This is a genomic window from Pseudomonas sp. ADAK7 (assembly GCF_012935675.1).
GTDB lineage: Bacteria > Pseudomonadota > Gammaproteobacteria > Pseudomonadales > Pseudomonadaceae > Aquipseudomonas.
Genome location: NZ_CP052861.1, coordinates 377,852 through 398,175, shown reverse-complemented (window position 1 = coordinate 398,175; position 20,324 = coordinate 377,852). Strand labels below are relative to the sequence as shown.

Here is a 20,324-nt window from a genome sequence, read left to right as displayed (position 1 = left end):
CCAGCCAATGTCGTCATCTATTCGTAAAGCCATCAATTCAGACGCATTGACCCGCTTGGCTCAAGCCATTGCGGTGGCTGTGTCCGCCACATTGGCGGGCTGTTCAAGCCATGTCCCGCAAACCGAAGCCACGCATACCCCGAATATCGCCGCGCGAGCCAAGCAGAAACCGATCTGGCTCAGCGAGAAACCAACACCGCAAATACCACAGGACGTCTGGGAGCGCATGCGCCAGGGCTTCCAGTTGCAGGACGGACTGGGTGTCAACCCGCGCATCGAGCAACAACGACTGTGGTTCGCCAGTAACCCGTCCTTCCTCGAAAACGCCGGCGAACGCGGCAGCCTGTACATTCACTACATCGTCGAACGCCTTGAAGAACGCAACATGCCGCTGGAACTGGCGCTGCTGCCAGTGATTGAAAGCGCCTACAACCCGATGGCCTATTCCCGGGCCGACGCGGTGGGTCTCTGGCAATTCATCCCTTCCACCGGGCGTTACTTCAACCTGCGCCAGACCCGTTTCTATGACGGCCGTCGCGACATTACCGCCTCGACCACCGCCGCCATGGATTACCTGACGCGTCTGCACGACATGTTCAACGGTGACTGGTTGCTGGCCCTCGCGGCCTACAACGCCGGTGAAGGCACGGTCAGCCGCGCCATCGAACGTAACGAAAAGCTCGGTTTGCCAACCGATTACTGGAACCTGCCGCTGCCGGCCGAAACCCAGGCCTACGTGCCGAAGTTGCTGGCCCTGTCACAAGTGGTGCTGGCGCCGGAAGCCTACGGCGTGAACCTCAACCCGATCGCCAACGAACCGTACTTCCAGGTCGTCGAAATCAACCAGCGCATGGACCTGTCCAAGGTTGCCGCGGTGGCCAACATCGACGAAGACGAACTGTTCCAGCTCAACCCAGCCTTCAAGCAGCGCACCACCATCGACGGTCCCCAGCATTTGCTGGTCCCGACATCCAAGGCGCAACTGCTGACTGCCAGCCTGTCGACCATGCGTCCCGAAGAGCTGATCAGCACCCGCCAGCTCAAGCCTGTATTCGAAGGCGCCGACGACAACGAAATTGCCAGACTCAAGCGTGCCTACCGGGTGAAACGTGGCGACAACCTCGCCAGCATCGCCAAGGCTAACAAGGTCGATGTCAAGGATCTGCAGCGCTGGAACAAGACGAACGGCAAGAACCTCAAGGTCGGCCAGACTCTGGTCATGCGGGACAACACGCCTGCCAAGCGTAGTGGCGGTCGCGTCAACACCGTCGTCGCCGCGAACAGCAAGGGCAACGGCAAGGCCACCAGCAAGACGCAACAGACCCAGTACAAGGTCAAGCAAGGCGACTCGCTGTATATGGTTGCCAAACGTTTCAACGTTGAAATGCAACACCTCAAGCGCTGGAACCCACGGGTTGGCCAGGCGCTGAAGCCGGGTCAGATGCTGACGGTGTCTTCGCCACGCTAATTGGCGTGTGAAGCCGAAAAGATCGCAGCCTTCGGCAGCTCCTACAGGATGGACACCTAATCCATGTAGGAGCTGCCGCAGGCTGCGATCTTTTTTTGTGCCCAAAACACCGCTTTAGAGCCCCGTCTTTTTCCTGTCGATACAAGCTGTTACTGTACGGCCCACAAAGCCCAAGCCGCCTGGATCGGATCCCTGACTTGAAGCGTCCCCTCCTCCTTCTCCTGATCAGCCTGGCCTTGAGCTCCACCGCAAGCGCGACGATCAGCGAAAGCCATGGTTATGCGCAGTTCGGCACGCTCAAGTACCCGGCCAGATTTACCCACTTCGACTGGGTCAACCCGCAAGCGCCCAAGGGCGGTACGTTGCGGGTGATGGCGTTTGGCACCTTCGATACGCTCAACCCCTACACGTTCAAGGGCTCAAGCCCGGTTTCCACGCCGAATTTCCTGCAATACGGCATCAACGAGCTCAACGAGCCGCTGATGGTCGGCACCGGCCAGTACGCGCCGTCCGGCGACGAGCCGACCTCCAGCTATGGCCTGATTGCCCAATCGGTGGAATACAGCGAAGACCGCAGCTGGGTGGTGTTCAACCTGCGCCCCGAAGCGCGTTTCCACGACGGCACGCCGATCACCGCCTACGACGTGGCGTTTTCCTACCGCTTACTGCTCAAGGAAGGCCATCCGCAGTACCGCACCAACCTTCAGGAAGTGCTGCGGGTCGACATTCTCAACCCGCAACGCGTTCGCTTTGTGTTCAAGCGCGCCGGCAATCCGTTGCTGATCCTGCGCCTGGGCGAGTTGCCGGTGCTGCCGCAACATTACTGGAAAGGTCGCGACTTCAAGGCCACCACCTTCGAGCCGCCGCTGGGCAGCGGGCCGTATCGCATCACCTCGGTGCAGCCGGGGCGGCAGATTGTCTTCGAACGGGTCAAGGATTACTGGGGCAAGGACCTGGCGGTCAATCGCGGCAAGTACAACGTCGATCGCATGGAAGTCGAGTTCTACCGCGACAGCGACGTGGCCTTCGAAGCCTTCAAGGCCGGCGAGTTCGACATCTACATCGAGCACCAGGCCAAGAACTGGGAAAACGGCTACAACTTTCCGGCCGTACGCCGTGGCGACGTGATCAAGGCACAGATCCCGCACCAGATCCCGACCCAGAGCCAGGGCCTGTTCATGAACAGCCGGCGCCCGACCTTCGCCGAGGTCAAGGTCCGCGAAGCGCTGGGGCTGATGTTCGACTTCGAGTGGACCAACCGCACGCTGTTCAGCGGTGCCTACAAACGCGCCATGAGTTACTACCCCAACAGCGAGTTCTCCGCCACCGGGCTACCGGTCGGTCACGAATGGCTGATGCTCAAGCCCTACCGCGAGCAGTTGCCTGCCAAGCTCCTCACCGAGCCCTTCAGCCTGCCGCAGACCGAAGGGCGCGGCATCCCTCGGGAAACCATGCGCAAGGCCCTGGGCCTGCTTGGCGAGGCCGGCTGGAAGCTCAATGGCCAGCGCGTGCAGAACGCCAACGGCCAGCCGCTCAGGTTTGAGATCCTGCTGGTCAATCCGAACCTGGAACGCATCCTCCAACCCTACGTCGAAAATCTCAACAGCATTGGGATCGACGCGCGGCTGCGCACGGTGGATCGCGCCCAGTACAAACAACGCCTGGATCAGTTCGATTTCGACATGATCCTGATGACGCTCAACCAGACCCTCAGCCCGGGCCTGGAGCAATGGCAGTATTTCCATTCCAGCCAGGTCGGGGTCAAGGGCAGTAAAAACTATGCCGGCATTGCCAACCCGGTGGTCGATCATCTGCTTGAACAACTGCTCGGCGCCCAGACGCGCGACGAACAGGTCGCCGCCGGCAAGGCCCTCGACCGGGTGCTGCTGTGGCAGCACTACAGCATTCCCAACTGGTACCTCAATTATCATCGCCTGGCCTACCGCAACCGGTTGGCCTTCGTCACCACGCCGCCCTACACCCTGGGCTTGAGCGCATGGTGGCTGAAGTCTTCGGAGAAAGATCAATGAAACCCGTACGCGCCCTGCTCTTGCAGGCCAGCGGTCTGTTGTTCGCCGGGCTGGCCTGCGCCGCCCCGCAACATGCCCTGACCCTGTACAACGAGCCGCCGAAATACCCGGCCGACTTCAAGCACTTCGATTACGTCAACCCGGACGCGCCCAAGGGCGGGATCTTCCGCCAGGCCGGTTTCGGCGGCTTCGACAGCCTCAACCCGTTCATCAGCAAAGGGGTGGCGGCGGACAACATCGACATGATCTACGACACCCTGGCCAAACAGGGCCTGGATGAACCGTTCAGCGAATACGGCCTGATCGCCGGCAAGATCGAGAAAGCCCCGGACAACAGCTGGGTACGTTTCTACCTGCGCCCCGAAGCGCGGTTCCACGACGGCCATCCGGTGCGCGCCGAAGACGTGGTGTTCAGCTTCCAGACCCTGACCAAGGACGGCGCACCGATGTACCGCGGTTACTACAGCGATGTCGCCGACGTGGTTGCCGAAGACCCGCTGACGGTGCTGTTCAAGTTCAAGCACAGCAACAACCGCGAACTGCCGCTGATCCTCGGCCAGTTGCCGGTGCTGCCGAAACACTGGTGGACCACCCGCGACTTCAACAAGGGCAACCTGGAAATGCCGCTGGGCAGCGGACCTTACAAAGTCAGCGAAGTGAAAGCCGGGCGCTCGGTGCGTTATGAGCGGGTCAAGGATTACTGGGGCAAGGACCTGCCGGTCAACCGCGGCTTTTACAACTTCGACGTGATGACCACCGATTATTACCGCGACAACACCGTGGCCCTCGAAGCACTGAAGGCCGGGCAGTTTGATTACTGGCTGGAAATGACCGCGAAGAACTGGGCCAACGCCTACAACATCCCGGCAGTGACCGAGGGCCGGTTGATCAAGGAACAGATTCCCAACGGCAACCCGACCGGCATGCAAGGCTTCGTCTTCAACTTGCGCCGCGCGGCGTTCCAGGACATCCGCGTGCGTCAGGCCCTGACGTTGCTGCTGGACTTCGAATGGACCAACAAACAATTGTTCAACGGCGCCTACGCCCGCACTCGCAGTTATTTCGAAAATTCGGAAATGGCCGCCACCGGCCTGCCGGACGCCGATCAACTGGCGATCCTCGACCCCTTCCGCAGCCAACTCCCGGCGCAGGTGTTCAGCGAGGCGTTCCAGAACCCGACGACCGACGCCAGCGGCATGATCCGCACTCAGCAACGCCAGGCCTATCAACTGCTGCAAGAGGCTGGCTGGCGGATCGTCGATGACAAAATGGTCGACGCCAACGGCAAACCGGTGACCATCGAGTTCCTGCTGGCCCAGACCGAATTCGAACGGGTGCTGCTGCCGTTCAAGCGTAACCTCAGCGACCTCGGGATCGACCTGGTGATTCGCCGGGTCGACGTCTCGCAGTACATCAACCGCGTGCGTTCCCGGGACTTCGACATGATTGTCGGCAGCTTCCCGCAGTCCAATTCGCCAGGCAACGAACAGCGCGAGTTCTGGATGTCCGCCGCCGCGGACAAGCCCGGCAGCCGCAATTCCATGGGTTTGAAAGACCCGGTGGTGGACCAATTGGTCGAGGGCCTGATCAACGCCGATTCGCGCAAAAGCCTGGTGGCTCACGCCCGCGCGCTGGACCGCGTGCTGCAATGGGGTTATTACGTGATCCCCAATTGGCACATCAAGACCTGGCGCGTGGCGTACTGGAACCACATCGGTCACCCGAAAACCTCACCCAAGTACGACATCGGCATCAATACCTGGTGGGTCAAGCCCGATGCAAAACCGGCGATAGAAGTCGAAACCAAACTGCAAGCCGACCCTGCGGGCACGGAGTAATCAGATGCTGGCGTATATTTTTCGGCGACTGCTGCTGATCATCCCGACCTTGTTCGGCATTTTGCTGATCAACTTCGTGATCATCCAGGCCGCCCCCGGTGGCCCGGTGGAACAGATGATCGCCAAGCTCGAAGGCTTCGAAGGCGCCACCAGCCGCATCGCTGGTGGCGGGGCCGAAGTCTCGGTGGCGGGTTCGGCCTATCGCGGTGCCCAGGGCCTGGACCCGGCGCTGGTCAAGGAAATCGAGCACATGTACGGCTTCGACAAATCGGCGCCGGAACGCTTGTGGATCATGGTCAAGAACTACGCGACCCTGGATTTCGGCGACAGCTTCTTCCGCGACGCCAAGGTCATCGACCTGATCAAGGAAAAGATGCCGGTGTCGATCTCCCTCGGGCTGTGGAGCACGCTGATCATGTACCTGGTGTCGATCCCGCTGGGGATTGCCAAGGCCACGCGCCACGGCAGTCACTTCGACGTCTGGACCAGTTCGCTGATCATCGTCGGCTACGCGATCCCGGCGTTCCTGTTTGCCATTTTGCTGATCGTGGTGTTTGCCGGCGGCAGTTATTTCGACTGGTTCCCGCTACGGGGCCTGACCTCGAACAACTTCGCCGAGCTGAGCATGGGCGGCAAGGTCCTCGATTACTTCTGGCACCTGGCCTTGCCGGTGACGGCGCTGGTGATCGGCAACTTCGCGACCATGACCCTGCTGACCAAAAACAGCTTCCTCGATGAAATCAACAAGCAGTACGTGGTCACCGCCAAAGCCAAGGGGCTGACCAATCACAAAGTGCTCTACGGCCATGTGTTCCGTAACGCGATGCTGCTGGTGATTGCCGGGTTCCCGTCGGCGTTTATCGGGATCTTCTTCACCGGTTCGCTGCTGGTCGAGGTGATTTTCTCCCTCGATGGCCTGGGCCTGATGAGTTTTGAAGCGGCGATCAACCGCGATTACCCGGTGGTGTTCGGCACGCTGTTTATCTTCACGTTATTGGGGTTGGTGGTGAAACTGATCGGCGACCTCACCTACACCCTGGTCGATCCGCGCATCGACTTCGAACACCGGGAGCATTGAGATGAGCCTGTCCCCCCTCAATCGCCGGCGTTTCGAACTGTTCAAGGCCAACAAGCGTGGCTGGTGGTCGCTGTGGCTGTTTTTGATCCTGTTCGGCCTGAGCCTCGGCGCCGAGCTGATCGCCAACGACAAACCGCTGGCCGTGCATTACGACAACGGTTGGTACTTCCCGGCGCTCAAGCGCTACCCGGAAACCACCTTCGGCGGCGAATTCCCGCTGGAAGCCAACTACAAGAGCCCGTACATCCGTGAGCTGCTCAAGGCCAAGGACGCGTGGATTCTGTGGGCGCCCATCCCCTACAGCTACCAGAGCATCAATTACGACCTGAAAGTCCCGGCACCGGCGCCACCGTCTACCGACAACCTGCTGGGCACCGACGATCAGGGCCGCGACGTGCTGGCCCGGGTGATCTACGGCTTCCGGGTTTCGGTATTGTTCGCCCTGACGCTGACCATTCTCAGCTCGATCATCGGCGTGATCGCCGGGGCCTTGCAGGGGTTCTATGGTGGCTGGGTCGATCTGGCCGGGCAGCGTTTCCTCGAGATCTGGTCCGGGTTGCCGGTGTTGTATCTGCTGATCATCCTCGCCAGTTTCGTCCAGCCGAACTTCTGGTGGCTGCTGGGCATCATGCTGCTGTTTTCGTGGATGAGCCTGGTGGACGTGGTGCGCGCCGAGTTCCTGCGTGGGCGTAACCTCGAATATGTGCGCGCGGCGCGGGCGCTGGGGATGCAGAATGGCGCGATCATGTTCCGCCACATCTTGCCCAACGCCATGGTCTCGACCATGACCTTTATGCCGTTCATCCTGACTGGCGCTATCGGCACGCTGACGGCTTTGGATTTCCTCGGTTTCGGCCTGCCGGCGGGCAGTCCGTCGCTGGGCGAGCTGGTGGCCCAGGGCAAATCCAACCTGCAGGCGCCGTGGCTGGGCATGAGCGCGTTTGCCGTGTTGGCGTTGATGTTGAGTTTGCTGGTGTTTATCGGCGAGTCCGCTCGCGATGCCTTCGACCCGAGGAAGTGAAATGAATCAGGACAATCTGATCGAAGTGCGCGACCTCGCCGTCGAATTTGTCGTCGGCGAGCGCGTGCAGCGGGTGGTCGAAGGCGTGAGCTTCGATATCAAGCGCGGCGAAACCCTGGCGTTGGTCGGTGAAAGCGGCTCCGGCAAATCGGTGACCGCGCACTCGATCCTGCGCCTGCTGCCCTACCCGCTGGCCCGGCATCCGTCCGGCACCATCGAGTATTCCGGGCAAGACCTGCTGAGCCTGAAAGAGAAAACCATCCGCCACATTCGGGGCAACCGGATCGCGATGATTTTCCAGGAGCCGATGACCTCGCTCAATCCGCTGCATTCGATCGAGAAGCAGATCAACGAGGTGCTGGGCATCCACAAGGGCCTGACCGGCAAAGTGGCGACCAAGCGCACTCTGGAGCTGCTGGAAATGGTCGGCATTCCCGAGCCGCACAAGCGCCTGAAAGCCCTGCCCCACGAACTGTCCGGCGGCCAGCGGCAACGGGTGATGATTGCCATGGCCCTGGCCAACGAGCCGGAATTGCTGATTGCCGACGAACCGACCACCGCGCTGGACGTGACCGTTCAGCTGAAAATCCTCGAATTGCTCAAGGAATTACAGGCCCGTTTGGGCATGGCGTTGTTACTGATCAGTCATGATTTGAACCTTGTGCGAAGAATTGCGCATCGCGTATGTGTCATGCAGCGCGGTTGCATCGTCGAACAGGCATCGTGCGAGGAGTTGTTCCGCGCGCCGCAGCATCCGTACACTCGGGAACTGCTGGCAGCGGAGCCCAGCGGCAAGCCGGCAACCAACGTAATTGGCCCGCCGCTGCTGCAAGTCGAGGACTTGAAAGTCTGGTTCCCGATCAAGAAAGGCTTCTTGAAAACCACGGTGGATTACATCAAGGCGGTCGACGGGATCAATTTCAGCCTGCCTCAAGGCCAGACCTTGGGGATCGTGGGAGAAAGCGGTTCCGGCAAATCGACGCTCGGCCTGGCGATTTTGCGGCTGATCGGCAGCAAAGGCGGCATCCGTTTTGAGGGCAAGCAGCTAGACTGCCTGACGCAGAATGAAGTTCGACCGTTGCGCCGGGAGATGCAGGTGGTGTTCCAGGACCCGTTCGGCAGCCTGAGCCCGCGGATGTGTGTGAGCCAGATCGTCGGCGAAGGCCTTAGAATCCACAAGATGGGTACTGAGGCGGAACAGGAACAAGCGATTATTGCGGCATTGAAGGAGGTAGGCCTGGACCCGGAAACCCGGAACCGCTACCCCCACGAATTTTCCGGTGGGCAACGGCAGAGAATCGCCATTGCCCGGGCATTAGTGCTAAAACCGGCGTTGATCCTGCTGGACGAGCCGACTTCGGCCCTCGACCGGACAGTGCAGCGCCAAGTGGTGGAGCTTTTGCGGTCACTGCAAACCAAGTACAACCTGACGTATCTGTTTATCAGCCATGACCTGGCTGTCGTCAAAGCGCTGAGCCACCAGTTGATGGTGGTCAAGCATGGCCAAGTGGTCGAACAGGGAGACGCGCAAAGTATCTTTGCCGCCCCCCAACATCCGTATACACAGCAGTTGCTGGAAGCCGCTTTCCTGGCACCAGCCACTGCGCAATAACCTGAAAGAGAGGAGCAACACATGGGTTTTCTCGCCGGTAAGCGCGTACTGATCGTCGGTGTCGCCAGCAAGCTGTCCATCGCATCCGGCATCGCTGCCGCCATGCATCGCGAGGGCGCTGAGCTTGCCTTCACTTATCAGAACGACAAACTGAAAGGTCGTGTTGAAGAATTCGCACAAGGCTGGGGCTCGAGCCCTGAGCTGTGCTTCCCGTGCGACGTGGCCAGCGATGAAGAAATCGCCAAGGTCTTCGAAGCATTGAGCAAGAAGTGGGATGGCCTGGACGTGATCGTTCACTCCGTCGGCTTCGCCCCGGGCGACCAACTGGACGGCGACTTCACCGAAGCCACCACCCGTGAAGGTTTCCGCATCGCTCACGACATCAGCGCCTACAGCTTCGTGGCCCTGGCCAAGGCTGGCCGCGAAATGATGAAAGGCCGCAACGGCAGCCTGCTGACCCTGTCGTACCTGGGCGCCGAGCGCACCATGCCGAACTACAACGTAATGGGCATGGCCAAGGCTTCCCTGGAAGCTGGCGTACGTTACCTGGCCGGCTCCCTGGGCCCGGACGGCACCCGCGTCAACGCGGTATCGGCTGGCCCGATCCGCACTCTCGCCGCTTCCGGCATCAAGAACTTCCGCAAGATGCTGGCCGCCAACGAAGCGCAAACCCCGCTGCGTCGTAACGTCACCATCGACGAAGTCGGCAACGCCGGCGCCTTCCTGTGCTCGGACCTGGCGTCCGGCATCAGCGGCGAAATCATGTACGTAGACGGTGGTTTCAACACCACTGCGATGGGCAATATCGAAGAGTGATCTTTGGTTAGCGCCTGAAAAAAACCCGCCTCTTCTGGCGGGTTTTTTTATGGGTTCAAGATCAAACACCGCGCAAACAACTGTTGAATCGGCTGCGTTCGCTGGCTGTAACGCTGCAACAACACAATCTCCCGGTAAAACGTCAACTCGCCCAACCGAATCACTCGCACCTTCGCCCCATACTCCACCCACAACCCCGACTCCGGCAGCAAAGAAACCCCCAACCCGCATTCGACCATTTTCACGATGGCTTCCAGCTCATCCAGCTCCAACCCAACCTGTACATCAATCTGCTGTTCCCGTAGAAACCGCGTCACCAGGCGTCCACCGAACGAGTTGCGGTCGTAGCGCACATGAGGATGCTCGGCGAGTATCTGTAACGGATCTTCACCTTCTAGATCTACCGGCACGATCAGCACAAACGGCTCCTTGCGAATGACCTGCGCCGACAATTCCTTGGGCAGCTCGAATGGCGGCTTGATCAGGATCGCCAAGTCCACTTCGCCGGTGTCCACCTGACTCAGCAGGTTCAGCGATACCCCCGGCACCAGTTTCGGTTCCAGCAAGGGCGCCTGTTGCCGCAACCGCAATAACGCCTGAGGCAGCAAACCGGTCTGCACCGTGGCCACCGCGCCGATCTTCAGTTCGCCGCGATACTCGCTGACGTCATCACTGACCGCCATGCGGGCGAAGGTTTCCAGCATCTCCCGCGCCATCGGCAATGCCCGCTGCCCTGCCGCGTTGAGCAGCGCCTGGCGCCCAGTGCGATCGAACAGGCGAATGCCCAGCGCCTGTTCCAGGTTACGGATCTGCGCGCTGACCGCCGATTGCGTGAGGCCGATGTGCATGCCTGCCGCGGCGAACGTGCCGTAACGGGTCACCGCGATAAAGGTTTTCAGTTCACGCAACATAACCGCCACCACTGATCGAAATAATTTGAGCTCGACGCAAAAATTATCGTCTTTTAATCAAAAAGCACAGGACTAAACTCAGCTTCAACTTCCGACCGTTGAGGATCTACCGATGCAGCTCTCCCCTTTCCACCTGGCGATTCCGGTGTATGACCTGGCGGCCGCGCGCAGCTTTTACGGCGACGTGTTCGGTCTGGAAGAAGGCCGCTCCAGCGATCATTGGGTGGATTTCAACTTTTTCGGCCATCAACTGGTGATTCACCTGGCGCCGAAGAACGCCTCGCAAGAAGCCGCTCACACCAATGCCGTGGATGGCCACAACGTGCCGGTGCCGCACTTTGGCGTGGTCTTGGGCATGCCGGAGTGGGAAGCCCTGGCCGAGCGTTTGCAATCGCTCGGTACGCAGTTTGTGATCGAACCGGGCATTCGTTTTCAGGGGCTGGTGGGCGAACAAGCGACGATGTTTCTCTTCGACCCCTGCGGCAATGCCCTGGAGTTCAAGGCGTTCAAGGACATCAGCCAGTTGTTCGCCAAATGATCCGCCCTGCGCTGGACGCCACCGCCCTCAGTGAGGCGGTGCTTGATGGCCAGGCAAAAGTCACGGCCGTTGCCCAGTCCTTTCTGGAACGCATTGAAACCCTGGAACCTGATATCCAGGCGTTCGTTTCGTTCAAGCCGCTGCAAGTGCGCCTGCAAGCCACGCTGCACAATGGCCGGGGTTTGCTGGCCGGCGTGCCGGTGGGCGTGAAAGACATCTTCGACACGGCCGATCATCCGACGCAGTTCTTTTCACCGATCTACGCCGACCACCAGCCGTCCCGGGACGCCCACGTGGTGACCCTGCTGCGCGAGGCCGGCGCGCTGATCATGGGCAAGACCCACACCACCGAATTTGCCTACATGCACACCGGCCCGACGCGCAATCCGCATGACCTGTCGCGCACACCGGGCAGTTCCAGCGCCGGTTCGGCGGCCGGGATGGCGGCGGATTTTTTTGCCATTGCACTGGGTACCCAAACGGCCGGATCGCTGCTGAAACCGGCGGCTTACTGCGGCTTGTTCGCCCTCAAGCCGTCGTTCGGGCTGGTGTCGCTCGAAGGCGTGAAACCGCTGGCGCCGAGCTTCGACACCGTGGGCTGGTACGGTCGCTCGGTGCGGGACTTGAATCTCGTGGCGCGGGTGTTGATTCCCGGTTTCGCAGCCCCTGAAATTGAACAACGCCCTTTGCGTTTGGGGTTCTATCGCACCGCGCGTTGGGACCAAGTCGATCCAGAGGTGGCCCACGCTCTGGAAAAGGCCCTTGAGCATTTGCGCAGCGCCGGCCATCAAGTCAGCGAAGTGCAACTGCCGGACGAGTTTGCCGGAGTGTTCGATGACCACCAGTTGATCAACGATTGCGAGGGCGCGCGCTCATTGGCGAAGGAGTTCCAGCAACACCGAACACTGTTGAGCCCATCGACGCTGGCGATGTTCGACCGCGCGACAGCCACCACATGGGAGCAGGAGTCCGCGGCCAAGGCGCGGTTGGCGGCACTTGCACCGCTTTTGCACGAGCGCTGCCAACCCTTCGACGCCATGCTCGGCCCTTGCTGCGGGATCGTCGCGCCGCAGGGCCTGGAAAGCACCGGGCCATCGGATTTCATCAAGTTCTGGGGGGCGTTCGGTTGGCCGCAGGTGAATATCCCGCTGCCTCGCGCCGAAGGGTTGTTGCCGATTGGATTACAGATGATCGGCCGCTTCAGGGATGACGGCTCGCTGTTAGGAGTGGCCGAACGGGTGGCCGCCGACCTGCTCGCCGACCGCCGCCAATAGGCCTTCCACGGTTTGGTGCAGCGCCGGATGAAACTCGATCTGGCGCACACTGAAGCGAATGTCATAACCGCGATGCACCGTGGCGTTGCGCTCGTCGAGCATCTCTTCGAGCCGCGCGCGGATGGCGCCGATCTCCACGGCGTTGGCACCGGTCAGCAATGCGGCAAATTCGTCGCTGCCCATGCGGCCAATCACATCGCTTTCGCGAAAGGCGATGCGCAACACATCGGCGAAGGTCTTCAGGGCATCATCGCCTTCGGCGCGACCGTACAGGTAGTTGATGTGTTTGAAGTGATCAAGGTCGAAAAACAGCAAGGTCGCCGGTTTGCCCATCCGCAAGCAGGCGTCCAGGCCTCGTTGAGCCAAGGCATCGAAGCCGTGGCGATTGGGCAGCAGCGTCAGTTCGTCCATGCTTGCCACCTGCACCGCCGTCAGTTCCTGCTCGGCCTGACGCGCCAGCTCACGCAGCAGTTCGCGCTCCTGCAGTGCAGTGTCCGGGCCGTGCAAGGTGTCAGTGCAAGTACCCGGTTTGATCGGTTTGCCTGGAACCAGCATGTGTCACTCCTGTGGGGATATATACGTTAGAGCCGCACATACCCGGTTTGACTCCTAATTAACCCGCCGTTGGTCAGATGCCTGCTACCGGGCACGGTCCTCCGGCGTCCGCCCAGAGCTTGAATTGCGTGACAAAGATGTCGTGCGGCACCGGCACTGGCGCCCGATTGCCACCCGGATTCCAGCCCCAGAGCACCAGTTTGTCGTCGCTGACGTGCTTGATCAGCGCCGCGAAATCCCGGTCACCGTTGCTGGAGCGATCCTTGATCATTGCGCAGAGTTTGTCGGGTGGCAGTCCGATCCAGGCCATTTTGTGCGCCGCCGGCGGCAGGCTCCAGTGCGGCGCCCCCGGTGGTGCGTGGGGGCCGTAACTGGCCGGCGGGTTGTTTTCCGCGTGGCAGGTGGCGCAGGGCAAACCGGCGGCGCCCTTACCGTCCATGCCGCGCACCACGTTCATCGCATGCGGGATGCCGGCGTCGAACTGCAACGGCGAATCGCCGGGGATATGACAGTTCTGGCAGCGCGGGCTCTGGAAGACCTTCTGCACGGTGCCGAAGGCTTCCAGTGCCGCCTGATTGTCCGCCGCGAACAGGTCTGAGGCGTAGCCGGACAGACCCACCAGCACCACCGCCCCAAGAATCAAATGTCGTCTCATGTCACACCCCCGACAGTAGCAACGGCAGCTCGCGCAGGCGCTGCCCGGTCAGGGCGAACACCGCGTTGGCCACCGCTGGCGCCACGGGCGGCACACCGGCCTCGCCGATGCCGCCGGGTTTGTCGGTGCTGGGCACGATGTGCACTTCCACCACCGGCATTTCGTTGAGTCGCAGCACCTGATAGTCGTGATAGTTGGACTGCACCACCTGGCCGTCCTTGAAGGTCAGCTTGCTGTGCAGCGCAAAGCCCAGACCGAAGGTGACGCAGGATTCCATCTGCGCCGCGATGCTCTGCGGGTTGACCGCGATGCCGCAATCCACCGCACACACCACCCGGTGCACGCGAATCTTCAGGTTGTCCTCGGACACTTCGGCGACATGGGCGACGTAGCTGCCGAACGATTCATGCACCGCCACACCCAACGCATGGCCGTCCGGCAGCGGCGCGTTCCTGTTGGCTTTCTCGACCGCCAGGTTCAGTACGCCGAGGTGCCGCGGATGGTCCTTGAGCAGCGTTCGTCGGTACTCCACCGGGTCCTTGCCGGCCGCCTCGGCCAGTTCGTCGATCAACGATTCCATGACGAAGGCGTTGTGACTGTGCCCCACCGAACGCAGCCATAGCACGCTGATGCCGGTCTTCGGTGAATGCAGCTCGACCTGATGATTGGCCAGTTTTTCCAGGTAAGGACTGTCGGCCACGCCTTCGACCGAGGTCTTGTCGACGCCGTCCTTGACCATGGTCGCGGCGAACGCCGTGCCGTCCATGATCGACTGGCCGACCATCACATGTTTCCAGGCCAGCGGCATGCCGTCGGCGTCCAGGCCGATGTTCGCCTGATGCAGGAACATCGAGCGGTAATAGCCGCCGCGTATGTCGTCCTCACGGGACCACACGGTTTTCACCGGCATGCCGGCAGCCTTGGCCACTTGCACCGCTTCGGCGACAAAGTCCGAGGTCGGGTTGGCCCGTCGGCCGAAGCCGCCACCGAGGAATTCGGTGTGGATTTCCACTTGTTCGGGTTTGAGCCCGGTGATCTTGCCCGCGATCATTTGATCAAGGGTCTGGAACTGGGTGCCGGTCCAGATTTCGCACTTGTCCGCGGTGATTTTCACCGTGCAGTTGAGCGGTTCCATCGGCGCATGAGCCAGGTACGGCACGCTGTATTCGACGTCGATGGTTTTCGCCGCTTTCTTCAGCGTCGCTGCTGTATCCCCGGCCTGACTGGCCGGCATGCCGGGGGTAGCGGCGAGTTGGCGGAAGCTTTCCAGCAGTTTCACGCTGTCGAGCCCGGTGTTCGGCCCCAGGTTCCAGTCGATTTTCAGCGCATCGCGCCCCAATTTCGCCGCCCAGTAATGATCGGCAATCACCGCCACGCCCGTGGGCACTTGCACCACTTTGTGTACGCCGGGCACCGCCAGCGCCTCGGCGCCTTCGAAGGATTTGACGCTGCCGCCGAACACTGGCGAACGGGCGACCATGGCGGTCATCAGGCCGTCGAACTGCACGTCCATGCCGAACTTGGCACGGCCGGTGATTTTCTCCGGGGTGTCGAGGCGCGGGGTCGGTTTGCCGATGATCTTCCAGTCCTTGGCTTCCTTGAACTTGATCGAGGCTGGATCCGGCACCGGCAGCTTGCCGGCATCGTCCGCCAGTTCGCCGTAAGTCGCGCGCTTGTCGCCAGCGATGACCACGCCCGATTCGGTGCGAATCCCGGACGGGGCGACATTGAAGCGTTTGGCCGCGGCGTCGATCAACATCAGGCGCGCAGCGGCACCTGCCTGGCGATAGCGGTCGAACTCCATCCAGGTCGAGGTCGAGCCGCCGGTAATCTGCATGCCACCAAACCCGGCCAAACCGTAGTCCTTGGCCGAGGCCGGGGAGTGTTCGACGCGGATTTTCGACCAGTCGGCGTCCAGTTCTTCGGCGATCAGCATGGTCAGGCCGGTCCAGATGCCCTGGCCCATCTCCGAATGGCCCAGCAGCATGGTCACGCTGTTGTCGTTGCTGATGCGCAGGAAGGCATTGGGCGCGAAAGCGTTGCCCTGGTTCTCGGCACCCGAGGCAAAGCGATGGCCGCCGGGGATGACAAACGCCACCACCAGCCCACCGCCGAGCACGGCGCTGCCCTTGAGAAAACCGCGACGTGAAACAGGATTGAGGCTGTTCATTGCGATGACTCCCCTCGACGTGGCATCAACCGATCTCCGCGGCGCGTTTGACCGCCGCGCGAATCCTTGGGTAAGTGCCGCAGCGGCAGATATTGCCGGACAGTGCCTGGTCGATATCGTCGTCGGTGGGTTTGGGGATTTTCGCCAACAGCGCGGCGGCGGACATGATCTGCCCCGACTGGCAATAACCGCACTGCACCACGTCGAGTTCGGCCCAGGCTTGCTGCACCGGATGGGTACCGTCGGTGGACAGGCCTTCGATGGTGAGGATTTTTTGCCCATGGGCCACGGCGGTGGCCGGGGTGATGCAGGCACGCATTGGCGCGCCATCGACATGCACGGTGCAGGCACCGCACTGGGCCATGCCGCAGCCGAACTTGGTGCCGGTCAGGTGCGCGACATCGCGCAGGACCCACAGCAGCGGCATGTCCGCGGGGACATCCAGCGCCTGGTCCTTGCCATTGATATTGAGGGTCAACATGTGTGGATTTCCTCAGACTCACGGTGTTCTGAAGGGGCGCCGCTGTGGTGATACAAGACCTACGCGCGCCTCGGGTTATCCATACAGCTAAGCGCAGATTGACCTGGCGGCCAGCTTCTGCGACCACCGGTCACCCGGAGGTTGAAGACGGATGCGACTTTGTAGCAGCTGTCGAGCACCGCGAGGCAGCGTTCGGCGGCGAAGCCGTCGTGAAATCAAGCGACGCGGTGTATCAGGTAGACCGTGTGCATTGGGTTTACGACGGCTTCGCCGCCGAACGCTGCCTCGCGGTGCTCGACAGCTGCTACACGTGCGGCGTTGTTAGAAATCGGTGGACTCAGAGAGTTTGCGCCAGGTGTTCAATTCACCGGTGACGAACTCGATCTTCGCCTGGATGTAACGCACCGAATCCGTACCCAACGGCAGGCGCAGTGGCGGGTTTTCAGCCTCGACCAAGGTGATCATCGCCTGAGCCAGTTTCTCCGGGTCCCCGGGCTGTTGCTGATTCACAGCCTTCGCCAGTTTGCGCACCTCCCCGGCAGTCGAGGCGTAGTCGGCAATCGTTTCCGGAGATTCGACCAGGGAATTGGTATCAAGGAAATCGGTGCGGAAGTAGCCCGGCTCAACCACCGTCACCTTGACGCCCAGCGGCGCCAGTTCGCCGTGCAAGGCTTCGCTCAGGGCTTCGACGGCAAACTTGGTCGAGCAGTAAACGCCGTAGCCCGGCGCCGACTGAAAACCGCCCACCGAAGAGATGTTGATCACATGACCGCTGCGGGCGGCGCGCATGTGCGGCAACACGCCACGGGTGACATTCAGCAGGCCGAAGACGTTGGTTTCGTAGAGCCGCTTGATCTCATCGCCGCTCGCCTCTTCCACCGCGCCGAGCAAGCCGAAACCGGCGTTGTTGACCAGCACGTCGATGCGCCCGAAATGTTCGATGGCGGCCTGGGCAACGGCGACGCCCTGGGCTTCATGGGTGACGTCGAGGGTGGCGGCCAGCAAGCCCGGTTGATCGCCAAAGCGCTGAATGATGGTGCTGGCGTCACGCGCCGTGGCGACTACCGCATCACCGTTGGCCAGCGCGGCGGCGACGATTTTGGCGCCGATGCCACGGGAGGCGCCGGTGACCAGCCAGACACGTTTGAAAGTTTGCGGAGCGCTCATGATCGATACCTTGTGTGGGTTGGGGATGTGCTCAAGGTACGCAGGAAGATTGGTCGGAAAAATGCCCTCGTGTTACAAGCACTATGAAACGCTCTTTCATAATGGCGCTCTTTCGATGAACCATGACCCGTTCGACGGCTTGACCGAATTCCTCGCGGTGGCCGAGCACAAAAGCTTCACCCTCGCCGCCACTCGCCTGGCGGTCACGCCGACCGCCGTCAGCCATGCGATCAAGCTGCTGGAGCGGCGCACCGGTGTGCTGTTGTTCCAGCGCACCACTCGACGCGTGGCGTTGACCGAGGCCGGCGCCAGTCTGTTTGCGCGACTGCGCCCGGCAGCCAGTGAAATCGATGAAGCGCTGGCAGTGCTCAGCGGCTTTCGCGATCAACCCATGGGCACCCTGCGCCTCACCGCGCCACGGCTGTCCGGCGCATTGTTGATCGAGCCGCTGATCCCGCTGTTTCGCCAGGCCTACCCGCAGGTCACCCTGGATATTTCCCTGGACGACGCCACGGTGGACTTGATGGCGGGCGGCTTCGATGCCGGGATCCGGCTCGGCGAGTCAATCGAGAAAGACATGGTCGCCGTGCGCCTGACGCCGGACTTGCAATGGTCGGTGGTGGGCTCCCCGGCGTATTTCGCCAAGGCCGGCCAACCCGCCAGCCCTGAAGAACTGACCCGCCATGAGTGCATCGGTTTTCGCTTCTCGACCTCGGGCAATGCTCATCGCTGGGAGTTTCGCCGCGACCGTCGCGACTTCACCGTAGGGGTTGCCGGTGGCGTGATCGTCAATGACCGCAAACTGCTGGTGGCTGCGGCCCGGGATGGTTTAGGCCTGGCCTATGCCTGCGACCTGGAGATTGCCGACGAACTGGCCGATGGACGCCTGCAACGGGTGCTGCAGCCGTTTGTGCCGCTCAGTTCCGGGTTGTACCTGTACTTCCCGAGTCGCACCCAGACGCAGCCGAAGTTACGGGCGTTTATCGACATGGCCACTCGCTGGATTGCCGAACAAGATGGCCTCGGCGCTAAACCCTTGGCTTGAGCAGGATGCCGGTATAACGCGTCAAAAACAGCCCGAACGCCGTACACCAGAGTAGCGCCGACAGCCCGAGCCCGACTCCCGAGAACGGAACGAGCAACACTCGACACAGGCCGGCGAACACCAGCAAGACAAACCCCAGCACCACAGTTTTCGAGGGCTGGAGCAAGCGGCCGGTATGACCCAGGCTGACCCGGGCAATCATCGCCAGGATCAGTCCGCCAATCCCGCCGACCGCCAGCGCATGGGTGGCCAGGCTCTGTTGCGGCATCCACCCGGCATGCCACAGCGCCATGGCCAGTGTCCCTGCGACCAGCCAGGCGTAGGCCAGGTACAGCGACCACAGCAGCGGCACTCGCCAGATACCCCGGTCGTGCCAGCGCCATAAGCGCAATAGGTGCACACCGCCAAGCAGCAGGTACAACGCGGCCAGCCATCCCCTTGGCGTATCGTTCAAACCAGCGGCAAACGACAGCGCGGCCAGCATCCCGCCCAGCAACAATACGCGGGTGGCCAGTGGATGAGTCGCTGCGGGCGCGGGGCGATTCAAACCGCGTTGAATGAAGAATGGAATCACCCGCCCGCCAATCATGCTCATCAGCGCCGCCACCAGCCACAAGGCTGCCAACACGCCATGGCGCTGGAATCCGACGTCATCGGTCAGGATTCCCCACAGCGTCATCATCTGGCAACCGGCCAGCAACGTGATCATTAGCAGGATCGGATAGTTTTCGCGCTTGCGCGCCGCCAGCAGATCCCGTCCCAGACACCACGCCAGCAAGGGCAGAAACGGTAGCTGCATCGTCAGCAAAACCATTGGCGAGATCGGCAGCCACCAGGCCAGGCGCGCGATCAGCCACACCGACACCAGGCCGATCAATGGCCAACCGCTGAGTCCCGCCCTTCCCGTCCAGTTCGGCACCGCCGTCAGCAGGAACCCGGCGATGATCGCCGTGGCGAAACCGAAAGGCATTTCATGCCGATGCCAGGCCAGCATCCCACCGATCGGTTGCGCACCGGGCAAGCGGCCGTATAACCACAGTGCCCAGACCGCCACGGCCAGCGCGGCAAACCCGGCGCCCGCGAGAAAGAACGGTCGAAATCCAAGACTGAACGCCGGTGACGCCGCCAGTGTGCGCATCAAGCCACTGCCCCGATCATGTGGGTTGCCAACCGATGTTGGGCGAGCAGTCGCATCACGTAGCCGATTTTCAGCAGGGTCGGACCGAGGATGGTCATGGCGTGCATCGAGACCTGTACCGCAATTGGCAAGGGCCCGACGTGCAGGTAAGCGCCGTAGATGCCCACCAAAAGCAGCATCAGGCCGAGGCCGAGCACTTTGCTCGACAGGTGCAGGACGTGTTGTGGATGGCTGAAGAAATCGAACATTTTTCCGTACTCCCGAAGTCGATCAGTTGTACGTTTTCTCTTCCAAAAGCCGTGCCATGTTTTATACGGCGTTAAATCAACGGCTTGGCTGTCACGCAGTCAATATGACCCAGCCCCATTATTGTCTTAATGACTCCACTTAAAGTCATAACGACTACAACTCTCCAAATCATCACGCCCAACCGCCTAAAAGCAAACCAATATCATTTGCGCAGCCACTGACCATTTGGTTTAATCGCGACCAATTCTTATTTGCACCGAGGGCGTACGTCGCCCATG

At 61.3% G+C, this 20,324-nt stretch carries 18 protein-coding genes; 10 read left to right on the top strand and 8 right to left on the bottom strand.

All coding sequences use genetic code 11. The features are described from left to right. Window positions 1-7 precede the first annotated feature (7 nt). The 7 genes from HKK53_RS01925 to fabI all read left to right on the top strand — a co-directional run bounded on the left by HKK53_RS01925 (window position 8) and on the right by fabI (window position 9,863). On the top strand, window positions 8-1,468 hold the full coding sequence (locus tag HKK53_RS01925; RefSeq protein WP_169369086.1) for a transglycosylase SLT domain-containing protein: 1,461 nt from the start codon (window positions 8-10) through the stop codon (window positions 1,466-1,468). Between the two features lie 221 nt (window positions 1,469-1,689). Continuing rightward, window positions 1,690-3,498, top strand: coding sequence for an extracellular solute-binding protein (locus tag HKK53_RS01920; protein ID WP_442962302.1), 1,809 nt, complete (start codon window positions 1,690-1,692; stop codon window positions 3,496-3,498). Continuing rightward, entirely contained in the window at window positions 3,495-5,336 is a 1,842-nt protein-coding gene (locus tag HKK53_RS01915; protein ID WP_169369084.1) for an extracellular solute-binding protein, read from the top strand. The genes HKK53_RS01920 and HKK53_RS01915 overlap by 4 nt, the downstream gene beginning before the upstream one ends. Window positions 5,337-5,340: 4 nt before the next feature. After that, complete coding sequence (locus HKK53_RS01910; protein ID WP_169369083.1) at window positions 5,341-6,414, top strand: microcin C ABC transporter permease YejB; 1,074 nt, start codon at window positions 5,341-5,343, stop codon at window positions 6,412-6,414. A gap of 1 nt (window position 6,415) precedes the next feature. Continuing rightward, entirely contained in the window at window positions 6,416-7,435 is a 1,020-nt protein-coding gene (locus HKK53_RS01905; RefSeq protein ID WP_169369082.1) for an ABC transporter permease, read from the top strand. A 1-nt stretch (window position 7,436) separates the two neighbouring features. Further along, entirely contained in the window at window positions 7,437-9,047 is a 1,611-nt protein-coding gene (locus tag HKK53_RS01900; protein ID WP_169369081.1) for an ABC transporter ATP-binding protein, read from the top strand. A 21-nt stretch (window positions 9,048-9,068) separates the two neighbouring features. Then, entirely contained in the window at window positions 9,069-9,863 is a 795-nt protein-coding gene (gene fabI / locus HKK53_RS01895; protein WP_169369080.1) for an enoyl-ACP reductase FabI, read from the top strand. A 47-nt stretch (window positions 9,864-9,910) separates the two neighbouring features. Here the strand turns inward: fabI and HKK53_RS01890 are convergent, their stop codons facing one another. Beyond that, the gene (locus HKK53_RS01890; protein WP_169369079.1) at window positions 9,911-10,774 is read right to left on the bottom strand and encodes a LysR family transcriptional regulator; all 864 of its coding nucleotides are present in this window, start codon (window positions 10,772-10,774) and stop codon (window positions 9,911-9,913) included. Between the two features lie 112 nt (window positions 10,775-10,886). Between HKK53_RS01890 and HKK53_RS01885 the strand changes: the two genes are divergently transcribed. Both HKK53_RS01885 and HKK53_RS01880 read left to right on the top strand, forming a co-directional pair. Next, window positions 10,887-11,312 carry a VOC family protein gene (locus HKK53_RS01885; RefSeq protein WP_169369078.1) on the top strand — a complete coding sequence of 142 codons (426 nt, stop codon included), beginning with the start codon at window positions 10,887-10,889 and terminating at the stop codon, window positions 11,310-11,312. Further along, on the top strand, window positions 11,309-12,586 hold the full coding sequence (locus HKK53_RS01880; RefSeq protein WP_169369077.1) for an amidase: 1,278 nt from the start codon (window positions 11,309-11,311) through the stop codon (window positions 12,584-12,586). The genes HKK53_RS01885 and HKK53_RS01880 overlap by 4 nt, the downstream gene beginning before the upstream one ends. Here HKK53_RS01880 and HKK53_RS01875 read toward each other — a convergent pair. From HKK53_RS01875 to HKK53_RS01855, 5 genes are all read right to left on the bottom strand, one after another. Then, complete coding sequence (locus tag HKK53_RS01875; RefSeq protein WP_169369076.1) at window positions 12,533-13,141, bottom strand: GGDEF domain-containing protein; 609 nt, start codon at window positions 13,139-13,141, stop codon at window positions 12,533-12,535. The two genes, HKK53_RS01880 and HKK53_RS01875, sit on opposite strands and share 54 nt — an antisense overlap. A 73-nt stretch (window positions 13,142-13,214) precedes the next feature. After that, window positions 13,215-13,796: a hypothetical protein gene (locus tag HKK53_RS01870; protein ID WP_169369075.1), complete on the bottom strand. Its 582-nt coding sequence runs from the start codon at window positions 13,794-13,796 to the stop codon at window positions 13,215-13,217. Between the two features lies 1 nt (window position 13,797). Continuing rightward, entirely contained in the window at window positions 13,798-15,966 is a 2,169-nt protein-coding gene (locus HKK53_RS01865) for a xanthine dehydrogenase family protein molybdopterin-binding subunit (RefSeq protein ID WP_169369074.1), read from the bottom strand. Window positions 15,967-15,991: 25 nt separating this feature from the next. After that, a complete protein-coding gene (locus tag HKK53_RS01860) occupies window positions 15,992-16,447 on the bottom strand; it encodes a (2Fe-2S)-binding protein (protein WP_169369073.1) in 456 nt (151 codons plus the stop codon). Window positions 16,448-16,768: 321 nt separating this feature from the next. Then, the gene (locus tag HKK53_RS01855; protein WP_169369072.1) at window positions 16,769-17,614 is read right to left on the bottom strand and encodes an oxidoreductase; all 846 of its coding nucleotides are present in this window, start codon (window positions 17,612-17,614) and stop codon (window positions 16,769-16,771) included. Between the two features lie 115 nt (window positions 17,615-17,729). On the opposite strand from HKK53_RS01855, the gene HKK53_RS01850 reads away from it, so the two are divergent. Further along, window positions 17,730-18,659, top strand: a complete 930-nt coding sequence (locus HKK53_RS01850; protein ID WP_169369071.1) for a LysR family transcriptional regulator — start codon at window positions 17,730-17,732, stop codon at window positions 18,657-18,659. Here HKK53_RS01850 and HKK53_RS01845 read toward each other — a convergent pair. Both HKK53_RS01845 and HKK53_RS01840 read right to left on the bottom strand, forming a co-directional pair. Further along, entirely contained in the window at window positions 18,643-19,797 is a 1,155-nt protein-coding gene (locus HKK53_RS01845) for an NnrS family protein (RefSeq protein WP_169369070.1), read from the bottom strand. The two genes, HKK53_RS01850 and HKK53_RS01845, sit on opposite strands and share 17 nt — an antisense overlap. Continuing rightward, the gene (locus tag HKK53_RS01840) at window positions 19,797-20,045 is read right to left on the bottom strand and encodes a transmembrane sensor/regulator PpyR (protein ID WP_169369069.1); all 249 of its coding nucleotides are present in this window, start codon (window positions 20,043-20,045) and stop codon (window positions 19,797-19,799) included. Before HKK53_RS01840 ends, HKK53_RS01845 begins: the two co-directional genes overlap by 1 nt. Window positions 20,046-20,324 lie beyond the last annotated feature (279 nt).